Genomic DNA, 15,390 nt, shown 5'->3' on the forward strand with positions numbered 1-15,390 from the left:
TTGCTACTATTTATTATAATTTAAAAATATTAAAAAAGATAGTTAGAAAGTTCTGATTTTTGATTCTGAAGAAATAAAAAGAAGCAGTACTCTACCTCCATAGAGTACTGCTTCTTTATTATTCATTGTCGTTAGACGATGTTTCTGTATCTTCACTGCTATTTTTGTTCTTATTTTTCACTTCATTGTTACTTGATTCGCGTTCACTTGAATTTTCAGACTTAGATTCTTTTGTCTTTTTCGAATCAGAGTCTGAGTCAGACTTTGTATATGCAGGTAGCCCAAGATGAGTACGAAGTTCATTTGTAACATTAGCTAGTTCTTTTTTATCTGGATTGTAGTAGTAAGTTCGACCACCACCAGCAGATTTGCTACATGTATCGTCACCTTTTGCCATATAGCAATCATCACCTTGGATTTGTAATTTCTCAATTTCCGAATCCGATCCATATTTATAGAATGAAAGCATATCATCAAATGTTAAGTTTGTAACGAATTGTCCGTTAATATCATCAATGATGTTGCCAACTTTTGTTACAGAACCAACACTTGTTAGTTTCTTTAAAATAGCCTCGATAACGAGTTGTTGACGTTGTCCACGCATTGCATCACTATCGATGTGTCTTGTTCTAGCAAGAGCAAGAGCTTCTTCGCCATTTAACTTTTGAACACCTTTTTCTAGGTGAATAGCCTCAGCATTATCATTGCTATCTTGCTCAGTAAATTCAACTGGTACATCAACTTCAACACCGCCCAAGTCATCGACGATTTTTATAAATGATTTAAAGTTAAATTTCACAAAATAATCGACAGGAACATTCATTAATTTTTCAACTGCATCAATGCTTGCTTGTGGTCCACCATTTTTTCCGTTTTTAGCAGAACCGAATGCATGAGCGTGTGTAATTTTATCTTTTTTCTTTTCTATTGGGATATAAGTATATGTGTCACGTGGGATACTTAATAGTTTAACAGTTTTGCTATCTTTATTAAATGTTGCAAGTAAAAGCGCATCTGTTCTTATAGCTTCACCATATTCTTTTCCTCGGACATCGCTTTCATCAACACCCATTATTAAAACAGAGACGTTATTTGTAATAGGTTTTACAGCTTTATCTCGTAAATCAGATTTATCACCGCGTGCTAAATCGTGTGCGGCATTTCGAACAGCAGAAGATGCTTTATTTACTAAAAACCAAGTATAACCGCCGCCTATTAATAAAACGAATAGTATAGCGCTTATAATAATTTTTATTTTTTTCTTATTTTTTTTCGGTTTACTGCGTGTATTTTCTTGCAAAGATGGGTTTTGCTCCATTTCTTGTACTCCTTCATTTGGATTGAAATACGACACTCATATCCACTTATTATAATGAAATTTAGCGAAAAAAAACATTACAAATCATTTACATTTCGTAAAAATTCAATTTATTTATAAAAAGTCAGATTTTCTATATATTATTTTGTAGATGTAGAATAAGTATAAGGGCTATTAGTAGAAATGAAAATATATATTATGAGAAAGCGATAGGGAAGTAAGATTTGTTGAAATATATCCAAGAAGAAATGAGTAAGCTTACCTATTTCTTCTATATAATAAAGAAGAATTTGACGGATAAAGGAGAGAGCATAATGAATCATACATCATTCCGAGCAATCGTTGTGAACGAAACGGAAAATCATCAGTTTGTAAGAAAAGTTGTTGAGAGAGAAGTAAGTAGTTTACCTGAGGGAGACGTATTCATACAAGTTCATTATTCTTCATTAAATTATAAAGATGCCCTTTCAGCTACTGGTAATAAAGGGGTTACGAGAACATATCCTCATACGCCGGGAATTGATGCTGCAGGAGAAGTTGTGAGTAGTGAAGATAACTCTTTTAAGGTAGGAGATCAAGTTATTGTAACGGGATATGACTTAGGGATGAATACTTCTGGTGGTTTCGGAGAATATATTCGCGTGCCATCATCTTGGGTCGTGCCTTTACCAGAAGGATTGTCATTAAAGGAAAGTATGATGTATGGGACAGCAGGTTTTACTGCGGCCTTGTCGGTATATAAGCTTATTGGAGCAGGAATCAAGCCTAGTATGGGAGATGTTTTAGTAACGGGTGCTACAGGCGGCGTAGGGAGTGTAGCTGTTAGTATATTAAGTAAGTTAGGGTTTAACGTAGTAGGAGCGACAGGAAAAATGGAAGAGGAAGAAATGCTACTACGTCTAGGAGCGAAAAAAGTGATTCATCGCGCGGAATTGAATGATGAATCAGGGAGACCAATGTTAAAAGGGATATACGCCGGAGTTATCGATACTGTAGGTGGACATATGTTAGAAACAGCTTTAAAAACAGTAAAGTATGGTGGTTGTGTAACGACATGCGGTAATGTGGCAGGCCAGGAACTACAAACCACGGTATATCCGTTTATTTTACGAGGTATAAGCCTTTTAGGGGTAGATTCCGTGCAATGTCCAGTGGATGTGAGAAGAGATGTGTGGACGCTTTTAGCGAATGAATGGGGAAATAAAGAGTTACTATCTTATACAGAAGAATGTACATTAGAAGAATTAGAGAAGAAGTTTACACTTATATTGCAAGGAAAGTTAAAAGGAAGAACAGTTGTTAAAATATAATAAGAAAGAGACGCTTAAGTTAGCGTCTCTTTCTTATTATAATGATTGTTTTAAATTGATTTTTCCTTGTTCGCCTAAAACACCGTCAGCGATATTTACAGCGTGATCGCCAATGCGCTCTAAGTTACTTACCATATCGACGAAGATGATACTTGCATCACCTGAACAGCTGCGTTCGTTTAGACGTAATACGTGACGTTTACGAAGAACACGTTCCATTTGGTCGATTTTGCGTTCTTTTGCAATAACAGTTTGAGCTAGTTCAGTATCGAAGTTTGTTAAAGCTTCAACTGAGTCTTGCAGTGTTGAAATCGTTAATTCTAGCATTTCGTTTAATTCAGTTAATGCTTCGTCTGATAGTGAAACACGGTTTGAAATTTGGAAATCTACAAGTTCTACAAGGTTTTCTACATGATCACCGACACGTTCAATATCTCCAACAACACCTGCTAAAACAGAATGTTTTTCAGAATCCGTAGGTGAAAGTGGCTTTTCTGATAGTAAAACTAAATACTCGGTAATTTTTTTATCTAAATTGTTAATAGCTCCTTCTAATTGAGTAGCCATGTTTGCGTGTTTTTTGTCTTGTGTATTTAAAAATTGATTTGCTTCTTTTAATCCATGTAATGAAAACTCAGCCATACGGATAATCTCTTTTTGAGCTTCAGTTAAAGCGATGGCTGGAGATTGTTCAATAAAGATTGGATTTAAATGTTGTGGTTTGAAGTCAATCGCTGCATCTTCACCACGAATAATTTTTGTTACGATCCATGCTAACACTGCAATGAACGGGAATTGAATAATTGTATTTGTTACGTTAAATGTTCCGTGTGCAAATGCAATAGTCATTTCTGGATTCAAGTTTAATGATGTTTGGAAATATTGAATTAAACTTGTAAATGGTACTAATAAAATTGTAAAGATAATTGTACCGATAATATTAAAGATAACGTGAACTAATGCTGCACGTCTTGCTGCAATTGAAGTACCGATCGCTGCTAATACAGCTGTAATTGTTGTACCGATGTTATCACCGAATAATACAGGAAGAGCTGCTTGTAAATCGATTGCACCTTGACCGAATAGTTCTTGTAAAATACCGATTGTTGCGCTTGAACTTTGTACAATTAAAGTAAAGACTGTACCGACAACAATTCCTAAAATTGGATTATCACTCATGCTCACTGTTAATTCTTGGAATGATTCTAAAGAACGAAGAGGTTTCATACCTGCGCTCATTAATTCTAAACCGAAGAATAACATACCAAAACCGAATACAACTTGACCTACAGAATGTACTTTTTTATTTTTAAAGAAGAATAGTAGGATTGCTCCAACTGCCATAACTGGGAGAGCATATTCTCCGATTTTAATTCCGATAATAAATGCAGTAACTGTCGTACCGATGTTTGCACCCATAATAACACCGATTGCTTGTCTTAATGTCATAAATCCGGCACTTACAAGTCCGACTGTTAAAGCGGTTGTTCCTGAACTGGATTGGATTAATACAGTAACTAACATACCTGCTAGTACACCCATAAGTGGGTTTGTTGTAAAACGATCTAGAATATCGCGAAGACGATCTCCAGCTGCTTGTTGCAGTCCATCGCCCATGTATTTAATCCCGAATAAGAAAATACCTAATCCACCAATGAACTGGAAGATCATATCTTGAACATTATATTCCACGCATTCCACTCCTTAAATTTCATGTACGATGTAATTATTAACTGAACCTTGAGTCACTGTAAACGGTTTGCTAGTAAAATTTACACTAAATTTACAAAGGGAAGAAAAGTTTACAATCCCTTAAAGAAACAGCTGTATTTTATTGGTTTTCATCTTGTATAAATCTTAATTTTGTAAAGAAATCACACTTTTTAGAATAATGTTGTTCAGTTGAATATCAAGGAAAGCGTCTGCGAGTTCATCGTATATTTTTTGATGAAAGTTAAAAAAATATGTAGGAAAATGCATGTAGTTTTATAACAGCAAAACGAGGGAAAACAATTTTTTAATACGATAAAAAAGCTACTGATTTATCCAGCAGCTTTTTCCGTGTTTTTATCGCTATGCTTTTGTTTTCTTATGCTTGTAATGTAAATGAAGAGAAAAGCAATAAGTAATAGAGAGGAGTAACGATATACAGTTGCATAGTTTGTAAAATGAGCAATAAATCCAAATATAATCGCTCCAGCGCCGATTCCAAGGTCAAATGCGGAGAAGAATGTAGCGGTTGCTACGCCGCGTCGATGCGGTGCTACGCGGTCAATCATCCATGCTTGTAGTGCAGGTTGGATCGCTCCAAAACCACTTCCGTAACATGCTGCAGCAATAATTAAGCTCGGAATTGTCGTCGTATACGACAATAAAATAATACCTGTAAACGTTATAATAACTCCCGGAATGATGACGAATGTATGGCCTTTTGCATCATATAGCTTTCCAGAGAATGGACGAGTTACAGCGATTGCTAGTGCGTTACATAAAAAGAAGAGGCTAATATCAGCTATGCCGACTTCTGTAGCAAATAGTGTGATAAAACTTCCGATTCCTCCGTACATTAATGTAATACATAATATTAATAATGAAGGAAGTAAAGCTTTACGCTCAATAAATCCATCGAGAAAAGTACTAGATGATTGTTGTGGAGGCTGTTTCGTTTTTTGGATTTGAAGTAGTTTCGTTAATATTAATGAAACAATTGTGCACGATAATGCACATAAAAAAAGAATTGTGAAGTTATATGTTTGCATAAGCCATAGTCCGATAAGTGGACCGAGGGCCATTGCAATTGTTCCAGAAAGACCAAAATATCCCATGCCTTCTCCGCGGCGAGCTGAGGGAATTAAATCAGAAACGACAGTCCCATATGTAGTCGTTGTAATACCGAAACCAGCTCCGTGTAAAATACGAACAGCAAGCAAGAGAAAGATTGTTGAGGCGAAAAGGTAACTGCCCATAGCGAGTAAACAAATAGCAGTACCGATCATTAAGATGATTTTTTTATTAAATTTTTGCAAGGCGTTCCCAGTTAGCGGTCTAACAAAAAGTGCCGCAACGGTAAACATGCCGACAACCAATCCGATATTGGAACTTGTGCCACCAATTTCTTTCACATAAACAGGTAAGGTTGGAATTAACATTTGAAACCCTAAAAACATACATAAGTTTGCAAAAATTAAAGCAACAAACTCTTTTGTCCATAACGGTTCTCGTTTTACGAGTATTGCTTCTCCCATATATTCATCCCCTATATAAAATTTTCTCTTTTCTTTCGAGTATATGTATTGGCCAATGCAACAGTCAAGGAAGGTGTCTTGAAAACGGATAACAATTTTTAAGGTGAAAAACTGACAAATTTGTGTAAAGGCTACACAACTATGAAAAAAAGATGTAAAGTATAGATGTATAGACTTGTAGGTGTTAAGAATGATAGAAATTGTTTTTTCTTTAAAGAAAGCGGATTCAAAGGAGTAGTGAACAAGAAGGGGATATATACTTTTTCACTACATATATTTGAAAAGGTTTACAATATGATGAAGAAAGAGGCGTGTACATATGAGACGATTAGGTATTTCTATTTATCCAGAACATTCAACAGTAGAGAAAGATAAGGAGTATTTAACATTAGCAAGTAAATATGGGTTTACACGTGTGTTCACATGTTTATTATCTGTGGATGGAGAAAAAGAGAAAATTATTGAAGAATTTAAAGAAACGATCTCACATGCGAATGCATTAGGGTTCCAAGTATTAGTTGATATTAGTCCATCTGTTTTTGAACAATTAGGTATTTCGTATAATGATTTATCATTCTTCCATGAATTGGGTGCGTACGGTATTCGTTTAGATGTTGGTTTCTCAGGATTAGAAGAATCAATTATGACTTATAATCCGTATGGTTTGAAAATTGAGATTAATATGAGCAATGGTACGAAGTATGTAGATAACATTATGAGTCATAGACCAAATCGTGAAAATTTAATTGGTTGTCATAATTTTTATCCGCATCGTTATTCAGGTTTATCATACGATCATTTCATTAAATGCTCGAAACAATTTAAAGGTTACGGTATGAGAACGGCTGCTTTTATTTCATCATTTGATGCAACATACGGACCTTGGCCAGTAACAGAAGGGTTATGTACATTAGAGCAGCATCGTGAATTACCGATGACAACACAGGCGAAGCATTTATTTGCGACGGAATTAATTGATGATGTTATTATTGCAAACGCATATGCGTCAGAAGAAGAATTACAAGCACTAGGTGCATTAAATAAAGAGAAACAAACATTTGATATAGAACTATATGATACAACGACAGAATTAGAAAGAATTATCGTATTAGACGAACCACATTTTTATCGCGGAGATGTATCTGAATATATGATTCGTTCTACACAAAGTCGTGTGAAATATAAAAAAGAAGAGTTTAAACCTCATAATACGCGTGAAATTAAGCGTGGAGATTTATTAATTGATAATGAACAATATGGCCAGTATAAAGGCGAATTACAAATTGCATTAAAAGATATGGTGAATACAGGAAAAACAAATGTAGTTGGTCGAATTGTAGAAGAAGAGATTTTCTTACTAGACTATTTACAAGCATGGGATAAATTCGGATTCACATTAAAGAAATAGAGAGAATATAAAGGGGAAAAACTACTGATTTCAGCAGCTTTTCCCCATTTATATATAAAGAGCGAGAGGAAGAGCTATGACAAAGGTGCATCAGCGATTAATTTCTATTTTAGAGGAGTTTTTAGAAGAGAAATCGATGTTAAATCGAGCTTTTTTAGCGGGCCGTTTACATGTATCGACGAAGACGATTCAAAAGGATATAAAATTATTAAATGATATATTGGAAGAAAACGGAGCGAAAATCGAATCGCAAAGAGGGACTGGGTACGAATTAGAAATTATACAAACGAAGAAATTTGAAGACTTTTGTGTGAGTCTATTTCAAAAACAGACGGAAAAGATCCCAACTTCTTATGAAGAAAGAATAGCGTACATTCTGCAGCGTGTTTTAACGACAGAGGGATATGTGAAGCTTTCAGAATTAGCAGAAGAGATTTATGTGAGCAAATCAACGGTCAATTTAATTATGAAAGATGTTACAGATATATGTAGTCGCTATAAATTACAAATTGAGAAGAGACCGTATTATGGTATACGTATTGTTGGAGAGGAATTTAATATTCGTTCTTGTTTATCACAATATGGTTTACCGCGTTATGACCATACTCCGTTTCATGAGCAATTTGAGCAGACGGAGACATATTTATCGCTACCTCATATATCACTCATTCGTTCGATTATATTAAAGTATATTGAAGGCGGAACAATATATTTATCTGATATAGAAATTGATAATTTAGTCATTCATATTGCAATCGCATTAAAGCGTTGTCAAAGTCAACATTATATGAAAGAACTGCATACGGAGCAATCAGAACTTATAATAAAGAAAGAATATACAATTGCGAAGCAGATTTTAGGAGATTTAGAGAAAGAGTTGAAATTTTCATTTCCAGAAGAAGAAGTATTATATGTGACGATGCATTTATTAAGTACAGCTGTTACAACGAGAGATCGCTATGAAAATGTAGAAGAGCTATTAGGAAAAGATATATATGCATTTATGCAACATATTCTTTTTAAAGTAGCGGAAGAACGGAATCTTATTTTTTATTATGATGAAGAATTATTATTTGGATTTGGTATTCATTTAAAAACGTTATTAAATCGTTTGAAGTATAAGTTAAATACGAGAAATCCTCTTTTGGCAGAAGTGAAAAAGAATTATCCGTATGCTTTTGAAATTGCGGTTCTTGTTGGAGATATCATTGGTGAATATACGGGTGAATCGATCCCTGAAAGTGAAATTGGTTATATAGCAATTCACTTCGGCGGAGCGATGAGCCGTTTGCAGGAGCAGAATCAAAAGAAAAGATGCTTATTAGTTTGTGCGACTGGTCAAGGAAGTGCACAACTATTAAAATATAAAATTTTATCACAGTTCCGAGATAAATTAGAGATTGTAGGTATTACAGGCTATTATCAATTGAAAGTAGAAGATCTTTATAAAGAAAAAATAGATTGTATTATTAGTACGATTCATATACCGAGTGGCTTGCCTGTTCCAGTTATAAAAGTGAATTCAATATTTGATGATAAAGAGATTAAATCGATTGGTCAGCGGTTGTTTACGCATGTGAATAATAGTGTGCGGCAATATATTAAGGAAGATTTAATCTTTTTAAATCATAGTGCTTCTACGAAAGAGGATGTTATTCAGTTTTTATGTGAGAAAGCTGCTGAGAAACGCTATGTACCAGAAAACTTTTATGCTTCTGTTATGGAAAGAGAAAATACGTCTCCGACAGCGGTTGGGAATTCAGTTGCAATCCCGCATCCGATGCAGTTATTAAGTGAGGAAACTTTTTTGATGTTTTGCACACTTGAAAAAGCTGTTGATTGGGGAGATAAAAAAGTACAAGTAATTATTTTATTTAGTGTAAAGCGCAATAATAATGAAGATTTGCAAAGGCTTTATGATTTTTTATATGATATTATGTCTAGTCAAACTACGATAGAGAAACTTACTCAGACCGAGGTAATTGAAGATTTTCAAGAGATTTTATTATCATTTTGAAAAAGTATATAAAAACTTCCGTTACATAACGGAAGTTTTTTATGTTTAATTGTATGCGTTTTCATAATAAGATAAAAATATAGAAAACATATAGCTTGGGGGAATTTAAAATGGCTGATATGCAAACTCCATTTGCGTTAATTTTACATGGTGGCAATGCGAGAAGCGCGGCGCTTGAAGCAATTGCTTTTGCAAGACAAGGAGATTTTGAGAATGCCGGTGAAAAGATGAAACTTGCTAGTGAGGAAATTTCAGCAGCGCATCGTATTCAAACGGATTTAATTCAAGAAGAGGCAAGAGGAAATCATGCAGAAATCAGTTTACTGTTAGTGCACGCACAAGACCATTTAATGAATGCAATTACAGTGAAAGAACTAGTTGAAGAATTTATTACTCTTCATAAACGAGTGGAAGAGAAAGTGACAGTATAAGATGTATATTTTATTATGTTGTGCAGCAGGTATGTCAACGAGTATGGTCGTAAGAAAAATGCAAGAAGAGGCAAAGAAACAGGGGAAGAATTATAAAATTAAGGCGGTTGATTCAGAACTTGTGAAACTTGAAATTAAGGAAGCTGATGTCGTTTTAATTGGTCCACAAGTGAAATATTTATTTCCAGCTGTAGAGTTTCTTGCAAACTCATACAACATACCAGTTGCGATTATAGACCAACGAGATTATGGCATGTGTGATGGTTTGAAAGTGCTTAGGCAAGCAGAACAATTAGTTTTAGCATAATTATATCTTTTTAAATATAAACATTATAATGTTATAAAGTTTATTTCATTCTTTTATAGTAGAGAGAAAGAGGAGGGCTATTGATGAATGGGTTTATGAGTTTTATGGAACAAAAGATTATGCCAACAACGCAAAAAATCGCAGGACAACGACATTTATTAGCAATTCGAAACGGTGTTATTTCTACATTACCGTTAACGATCGTCGGATCATTTTTCGTTATCTTTTTAAATTTACCAATTGATGCATATATGGAATGGATTGCACCGTTTCGCCATATTTTAGATATTCCATTCCGATTTACAGTAGGACTAATGGCATTATACGCAGCGTTTGGTGTAGGGGCTTCGCTCGCGAACTTTTATCAGCTCAATCAGTTAAGTGCAGGGCTATTATCTGTACTCGCCTTTTTACTAGCATCAGTTGAACCAATTCAAATTACGAAAGCTGTACCAGGTGTTATTGATGCAGGGAGATATATTTCAGTAGGAACATTAAGTGCAACGTCTTTATTCGGTGCAATTGTTACAGCATTAATTGCAGTAGAAATTTATCATTTTATGATTAAGCATAATATCTCGATTAAATTACCAGATAGTGTACCACCAGCAGTTTCAAATTCGTTTGCAGCATTAATTCCAACATTAGCAGTTATTCTTTTATTCTGGGGCATTCGCTACGGTTTGAAATTTGATGTGAATACAACGATCACATATTTAATCGCACCATTAAAATCAGTATTAGTAGGAAATAATTTATTCGGTGGTTTATTAACAGTATTCTTAATCGTGTTTTTCTGGTCATTCGGTATACATGGACCAGCGATTTTAGGACCAATTATTCGTCCGATGTGGGATTCAGCAATTCTTGAAAATATGGAAGTATTCACGGCTACAGGAAATGCACATCAGTTACCAAACTTATTTACAGAGCAATTCATTCAATGGTTCGTATGGATTGGCGGATCAGGCTCAACGTTAGCTTTAGTAATTATGTTTATGTTCTCTAAATCTAAGTTCCTAAAAGAGTTAGGTAGATTATCATTCGTACCAGGTTTATTCAATATTAACGAGCCAATTATTTTCGGGGCTCCGATTGTAATGAACCCAATCTTAATTATTCCGTTCGTTATTACACCGTTAGTGACAACGACAGTATCATATTTCGCAGTTGTTTCAGGTATGATTCCACTCATGATGGCGAAACTGCCATTTACGATGTTAGCACCAATTGCAGCGATTATTAGCACGGACTGGACAATTATGGCTGGTGTACTTGTACTTGTTAACTTTGCGATCTCATTCGTTATTTACTATCCATTCTTCAAAATGTATGAGAAACAACAATTAGCAGGAGAGGAGAAAACAGAATGCTCGGAGCAATTATCATCTTAATTACATTCGTGGTCGGACAGTGTATTGCCCATTATTCGAAATGGGTACAAAGTAAATCTTTATTAGTGTTACTACTAGTATCAGTTTTATTTATCGGTTGTTCAATGGGTGCATATGTAATGTTAGGATTGCAATCACCGTACGTAATTATTGTACCGACAATTTTATGTGCAACATGTTTATCTGCAAAATATAGATTTACGAGCATGGCATTAATACAACGTGTGAAGGAGATGCAAAAGCATGGAGCGTAAATTAGGAATTTCACTTTATCCAGAACATTCAACGAAAGAAAAAGATATGGCATATATTTCGGCAGCGGCACGACACGGTTTTTCAAGAATATTTACTTGTTTGTTATCTGTGAATCGTCCGAAAGAAGAAATTGTATCTGAATTTAAAGAGATTATTAATCACGCAAAAGATAATAATATGGAAGTTATTCTAGATGTAGCTCCGGCTGTGTTTGATCAGCTTGATATTAGTTATAGCGATCTATCATTTTTCGCAGAGTTAGGTGCAGACGGTATTCGTTTAGATGTAGGTTTTGACGGATTAACGGAAGCGAAAATGACGAATAATCCGTACGGTTTAAAAATTGAGTTAAATGTAAGTAACGATATTGCGTACTTAGAAAATATTCTTTCGCATCAAGCGAATAAATCAGCTTTAATTGGTTGTCATAATTTTTATCCGCAAAAATTCACTGGTCTTCCGTACGATTATTTCATTCGCTGTAGTGAACGCTTTAAAAAGCATGGTATTCGCAGTGCAGCATTTATTACATCACATGCCGCAAACATCGGTCCATGGGATATTAACGACGGATTATGTACGTTAGAAGAGCATCGTAATTTACCAATTGAAGTGCAAGCGAAGCATTTATGGGCGACAGGGCTAATTGATGATGTCATTATCGGAAATGCTTATGCGAGTGAGGAAGAGTTAGAGAAACTAGGAAACTTAAATCGATACATGTTACAGCTGAAAGTACAATTTGTAGACGAAGCGACTGAAGTAGAGAAGAGAGCTACGCTGCAAGAATTACACGTAAGACGCGGCGACATAACAGAGTATATGGTACGTTCTACAGAAGTACGTAAAAAGTACAAAGATTATGACTTCCCAGTGCGTGAAAGTGTGCTACAGGAAAGAGGGCAAGTTGTAATTGGTAATAACTCATTCGGAAAGTATAAAGGTGAACTGCAAATCATCTTGAAAGAAATGCCGATAGATGAACGGAAAAATATCGTCGGTACAATTGCGGAAGAGGAGTTATTCTTACTAGATTATGTAGGAGCTTGGACGCAGTTTACTTGTGTGGAATAGAGAAGAGAAGGAGAGGATGCTGTGGCATCCTCTTTTTTCTATTGATATAGTAGTCTATCGTATATAGAATGCAAAGAGATAGATTTCATTTGGACGGGAGAGAAGGAGATGGAAGAGTATATAGATGATTTATTAAGGCGGATGGATGATGAAGAAGCAGGTATTCGGCAATGTGCGTATGAAGAAGCGATGCAGTTAAATGATTTATCCCTTTTTTCTTGTTTGCAAGAGAAAGTAACGGAAGCACGAAAAGTATATATAAAAACAAACCTTTATTTTTTAATTACACAACTTGCAATAAATACTAGAGAGATGTATATAGCAGATTATTTGATAAATCGGTTAGAAAGTGAAGAAAGCAGGATAGTGTTGGATAGTATGCTTATAGATTTAAGTAAATTATCTGAAGCGAGCAATGCACATAAAATTATTCCTTACATATATCATAAAAATAGTGGAGTTCGTTATTCCGCTGTCATCGCTTTAAAGTTGTGTAAATCGTTGGGAGCAGAAGATGCTTTATTGAAGTTACTTACAGTGGAAGAGAATCGAGATGATATTGTAAATATATGTGCCACTTTACATGAGATTGGAACAAAGCGATCGATTCTATCTTTAACGAAACTTTTACACTGCGATAGTGCTTATATTCGTTCAGCAGCTATTGAGACTTTAGCAGAAATCGGAAGAACAGACTTACAAATAGTTTATATTGAAGCTTTGCATGATAGAAATGTGATGGTGAAATATGAAGCTGTTCGAGCTATTTATATCTATGGCGACGAAATGGCAATGAGACCAATTTGCGAACGTGTGAATAAAATTGTCGCTAGAAGACGTAAAAATGAAGTAGAGCCTACGGATGAATCAGAGATTATCATTGCTCTTCGTTTCCTACATAAGTTTGTTAATCAGGAAGAAGTTTTAAAGACATTTGATAAAGTGTACAAAAAACGTGGAAACTTGTTTATGTCGGAGAGGAAGTGGCTTCGAGATAATATTACTTACTTTCAAGAGAAAGAAAGAATGTAAGAATCATAAAAAAGAGCCAGCCTCAACGATGAGACTGACTCTTTTTTACTAACTAGTTTAATACTTTAACTGTAACTGTTTTACGTCCCCAGCTACTTGATGTGCCTTTATCTGGCATTAAAACGTCGATTTTATTACCTTTAATAGCTCCACCAGTATCACCAGCGATTGCTACTCCGTAACCTTCAACCCATACTTTTGAACCTAATGGAATGACACTTGGATCAACTGCAATTAGTTTCATGTTTGGATTAGCTGTTAAGTTGTGACCCATAGCTGATTTTACTTGGTCGCCTGCTTTATAACCATTTTCAAGTGGATCTGCTGTGTAAGCTGTTGCTACAACACGTAACTCACGAGAAGATGATGGTGCACTTGTTTCAGTTTCTTTTGCAGCAGGTTGTTGTGTAGCTGGTTTTTGAGCTTTAGCTGCTTCTTTAGCTTTAGCCGCTTCACGAGCTTCAGCTGCTTCTTGAGCCTTAGCCGCTTGAGCTTCAGCATCTGCTTGAGCTTTAGCCGCTTCACGAGCTTTAGCTGCTTCTTGAGCCTTAGCCGCTGCTTGAGCTTCAGCATCTGCTTGAGCTTTAGCTGCTTCACGAGCTTTAGCCGCCTCTTGAGCTTTAGCTTCTGCTTGAGCTTCAGCATCTGCCTGAGCTTTAGCTGCTTCTTGAGCCTTAGCTGCTTCACGAGCTTTAGCCGCTTCTTGAGCTTTAACTTCTGCTTGAGCTTCAGCTGCTTCGCGAGCTTTAGTAGCTGAAGCTGCTTGAGCTTTTGCTTGAGTTTCAGCTACTTCCTGAGCTTTAACTGCTTCACGAACTTTAGCTGTATCTTGAACTGTAGTTGTTTTTTCAGCTTTAACTACTGGTTGAACTTTAACTGGTGCTTTACCTGTTAAGTAAGGAACATGAACATAAGCTGTTTTTCCGTTATATTCAAATTGAATCCAATCATTTTGTACTTGGTGTGTTGTTTCGATTACATCATCTTTTTTCAACTTACCAAGAATCTCTGAATCTGTGTTTGCACTAGCACGTACATTTAATACGTTTGCTGTTACGTAGTAAGTGTCTTTTGTATAGTCAGCGCTTATGAAAGCTTCTTTACCGCTATTCAATTGAACTTTTGACCAACCATTTTCTGTATGTAAAACATTTACTTTATATCCATCTAATAATTTTCCTACAACTTTTGATTCAGTAGTTGGGTTTTCTCGTACGTTTAGTACGTCAGTCGTTACGATCGTTTCTGCTTTAGCAGATGTTGTGAAAATCCCAAGACCAAAAACCGCTGCTGTTGCTATACCCATAAATTTTTTCATAATAGCCTCCATTGCATTTGTTTTCGTTGACCTCATTATAGCAACCATTATTTTCTTATTTGCGAAAAACATAAAATTACAAAGCTTTCGTAACGGGGCATTAATATTCTGTAACAATTCCATAAATATCCTGATAGCGCTTCCTTGTTGTTTTTTGGCGTATTAGGGCATGTAAAACACAAAACGAGTAGCATTTCAATTACCGTAACATTAATAATGTTACGGTAATATTTCTTGTGGATATCTATAGTGTTACAAAAATAGCGTATTTTACTGTCTGA

The 15,390-nt window shown here is 35.3% G+C and carries 13 protein-coding genes; 9 read left to right on the forward strand and 4 right to left on the reverse strand.

Going from position 1 to position 15,390, the window contains the following annotated elements:
* Positions 1–118: 118 nt before the first annotated feature.
* A complete protein-coding gene (locus N2V79_RS04085) occupies positions 119–1,318 on the reverse strand; it encodes an LCP family protein (protein WP_000437406.1) in 1,200 nt (399 codons plus the stop codon).
* A 314-nt stretch (positions 1,319–1,632) separates the two neighbouring features.
* Here N2V79_RS04085 and N2V79_RS04090 point away from each other — a divergent pair, with 314 nt between their 5' ends.
* Positions 1,633–2,628, forward strand: coding sequence for a YhdH/YhfP family quinone oxidoreductase (locus tag N2V79_RS04090; RefSeq protein ID WP_053565189.1), 996 nt, complete (start codon positions 1,633–1,635; stop codon positions 2,626–2,628).
* Between the two features lie 36 nt (positions 2,629–2,664).
* Here N2V79_RS04090 and N2V79_RS04095 read toward each other — a convergent pair whose 3' ends face one another.
* A complete protein-coding gene (locus tag N2V79_RS04095) occupies positions 2,665–4,320 on the reverse strand; it encodes a Na/Pi cotransporter family protein (RefSeq protein ID WP_050842626.1) in 1,656 nt (551 codons plus the stop codon).
* A 350-nt stretch (positions 4,321–4,670) separates the two neighbouring features.
* Positions 4,671–5,873: an MFS transporter gene (locus tag N2V79_RS04100; RefSeq protein ID WP_000503255.1), complete on the reverse strand. Its 1,203-nt coding sequence runs from the start codon at positions 5,871–5,873 to the stop codon at positions 4,671–4,673.
* A 319-nt stretch (positions 5,874–6,192) separates the two neighbouring features.
* Between N2V79_RS04100 and N2V79_RS04105 the strand changes: the two genes are divergently transcribed.
* From N2V79_RS04105 to N2V79_RS04140, 8 genes are all read left to right on the forward strand, one after another.
* Positions 6,193–7,281, forward strand: a complete 1,089-nt coding sequence (locus N2V79_RS04105) for a DUF871 domain-containing protein (protein WP_340719592.1) — start codon at positions 6,193–6,195, stop codon at positions 7,279–7,281.
* Between the two features lie 76 nt (positions 7,282–7,357).
* Positions 7,358–9,298 (forward strand): BglG family transcription antiterminator, encoded by a 1,941-nt coding sequence (locus N2V79_RS04110; protein WP_254489129.1) that lies wholly within the window; start codon positions 7,358–7,360, stop codon positions 9,296–9,298.
* A 110-nt stretch (positions 9,299–9,408) separates the two neighbouring features.
* On the forward strand, positions 9,409–9,729 hold the full coding sequence (locus tag N2V79_RS04115) for a PTS lactose/cellobiose transporter subunit IIA (protein WP_098679549.1): 321 nt from the start codon (positions 9,409–9,411) through the stop codon (positions 9,727–9,729).
* A gap of 1 nt (position 9,730) precedes the next feature.
* Complete coding sequence (locus tag N2V79_RS04120; RefSeq protein ID WP_000275645.1) at positions 9,731–10,036, forward strand: PTS sugar transporter subunit IIB; 306 nt, start codon at positions 9,731–9,733, stop codon at positions 10,034–10,036.
* An 83-nt stretch (positions 10,037–10,119) separates the two neighbouring features.
* Positions 10,120–11,430 (forward strand): PTS sugar transporter subunit IIC, encoded by a 1,311-nt coding sequence (locus N2V79_RS04125; RefSeq protein WP_053565186.1) that lies wholly within the window; start codon positions 10,120–10,122, stop codon positions 11,428–11,430.
* Positions 11,406–11,684: a hypothetical protein gene (locus N2V79_RS04130; protein WP_000900048.1), complete on the forward strand. Its 279-nt coding sequence runs from the start codon at positions 11,406–11,408 to the stop codon at positions 11,682–11,684. The genes N2V79_RS04125 and N2V79_RS04130 overlap by 25 nt, the downstream gene beginning before the upstream one ends.
* A complete protein-coding gene (locus N2V79_RS04135; protein ID WP_053565185.1) occupies positions 11,674–12,759 on the forward strand; it encodes a DUF871 domain-containing protein in 1,086 nt (361 codons plus the stop codon). Before N2V79_RS04130 ends, N2V79_RS04135 begins: the two co-directional genes overlap by 11 nt.
* A 108-nt stretch (positions 12,760–12,867) precedes the next feature.
* The gene (locus N2V79_RS04140) at positions 12,868–13,791 is read left to right on the forward strand and encodes a HEAT repeat domain-containing protein (protein WP_340719593.1); all 924 of its coding nucleotides are present in this window, start codon (positions 12,868–12,870) and stop codon (positions 13,789–13,791) included.
* A 52-nt stretch (positions 13,792–13,843) separates the two neighbouring features.
* On the opposite strand, the gene entC is transcribed toward N2V79_RS04140, so the two are convergent.
* Positions 13,844–15,232 carry a cell wall-binding protein EntC gene (entC, locus tag N2V79_RS04145; RefSeq protein ID WP_340719594.1) on the reverse strand — a complete coding sequence of 463 codons (1,389 nt, stop codon included), beginning with the start codon at positions 15,230–15,232 and terminating at the stop codon, positions 13,844–13,846.
* Positions 15,233–15,390 lie beyond the last annotated feature (158 nt).

The organism is Bacillus sp. CH_70 (genome assembly GCF_038007045.1).
Classification (GTDB): Bacteria; Bacillota; Bacilli; order Bacillales; family Bacillaceae_G; genus Bacillus_A; species Bacillus_A cereus.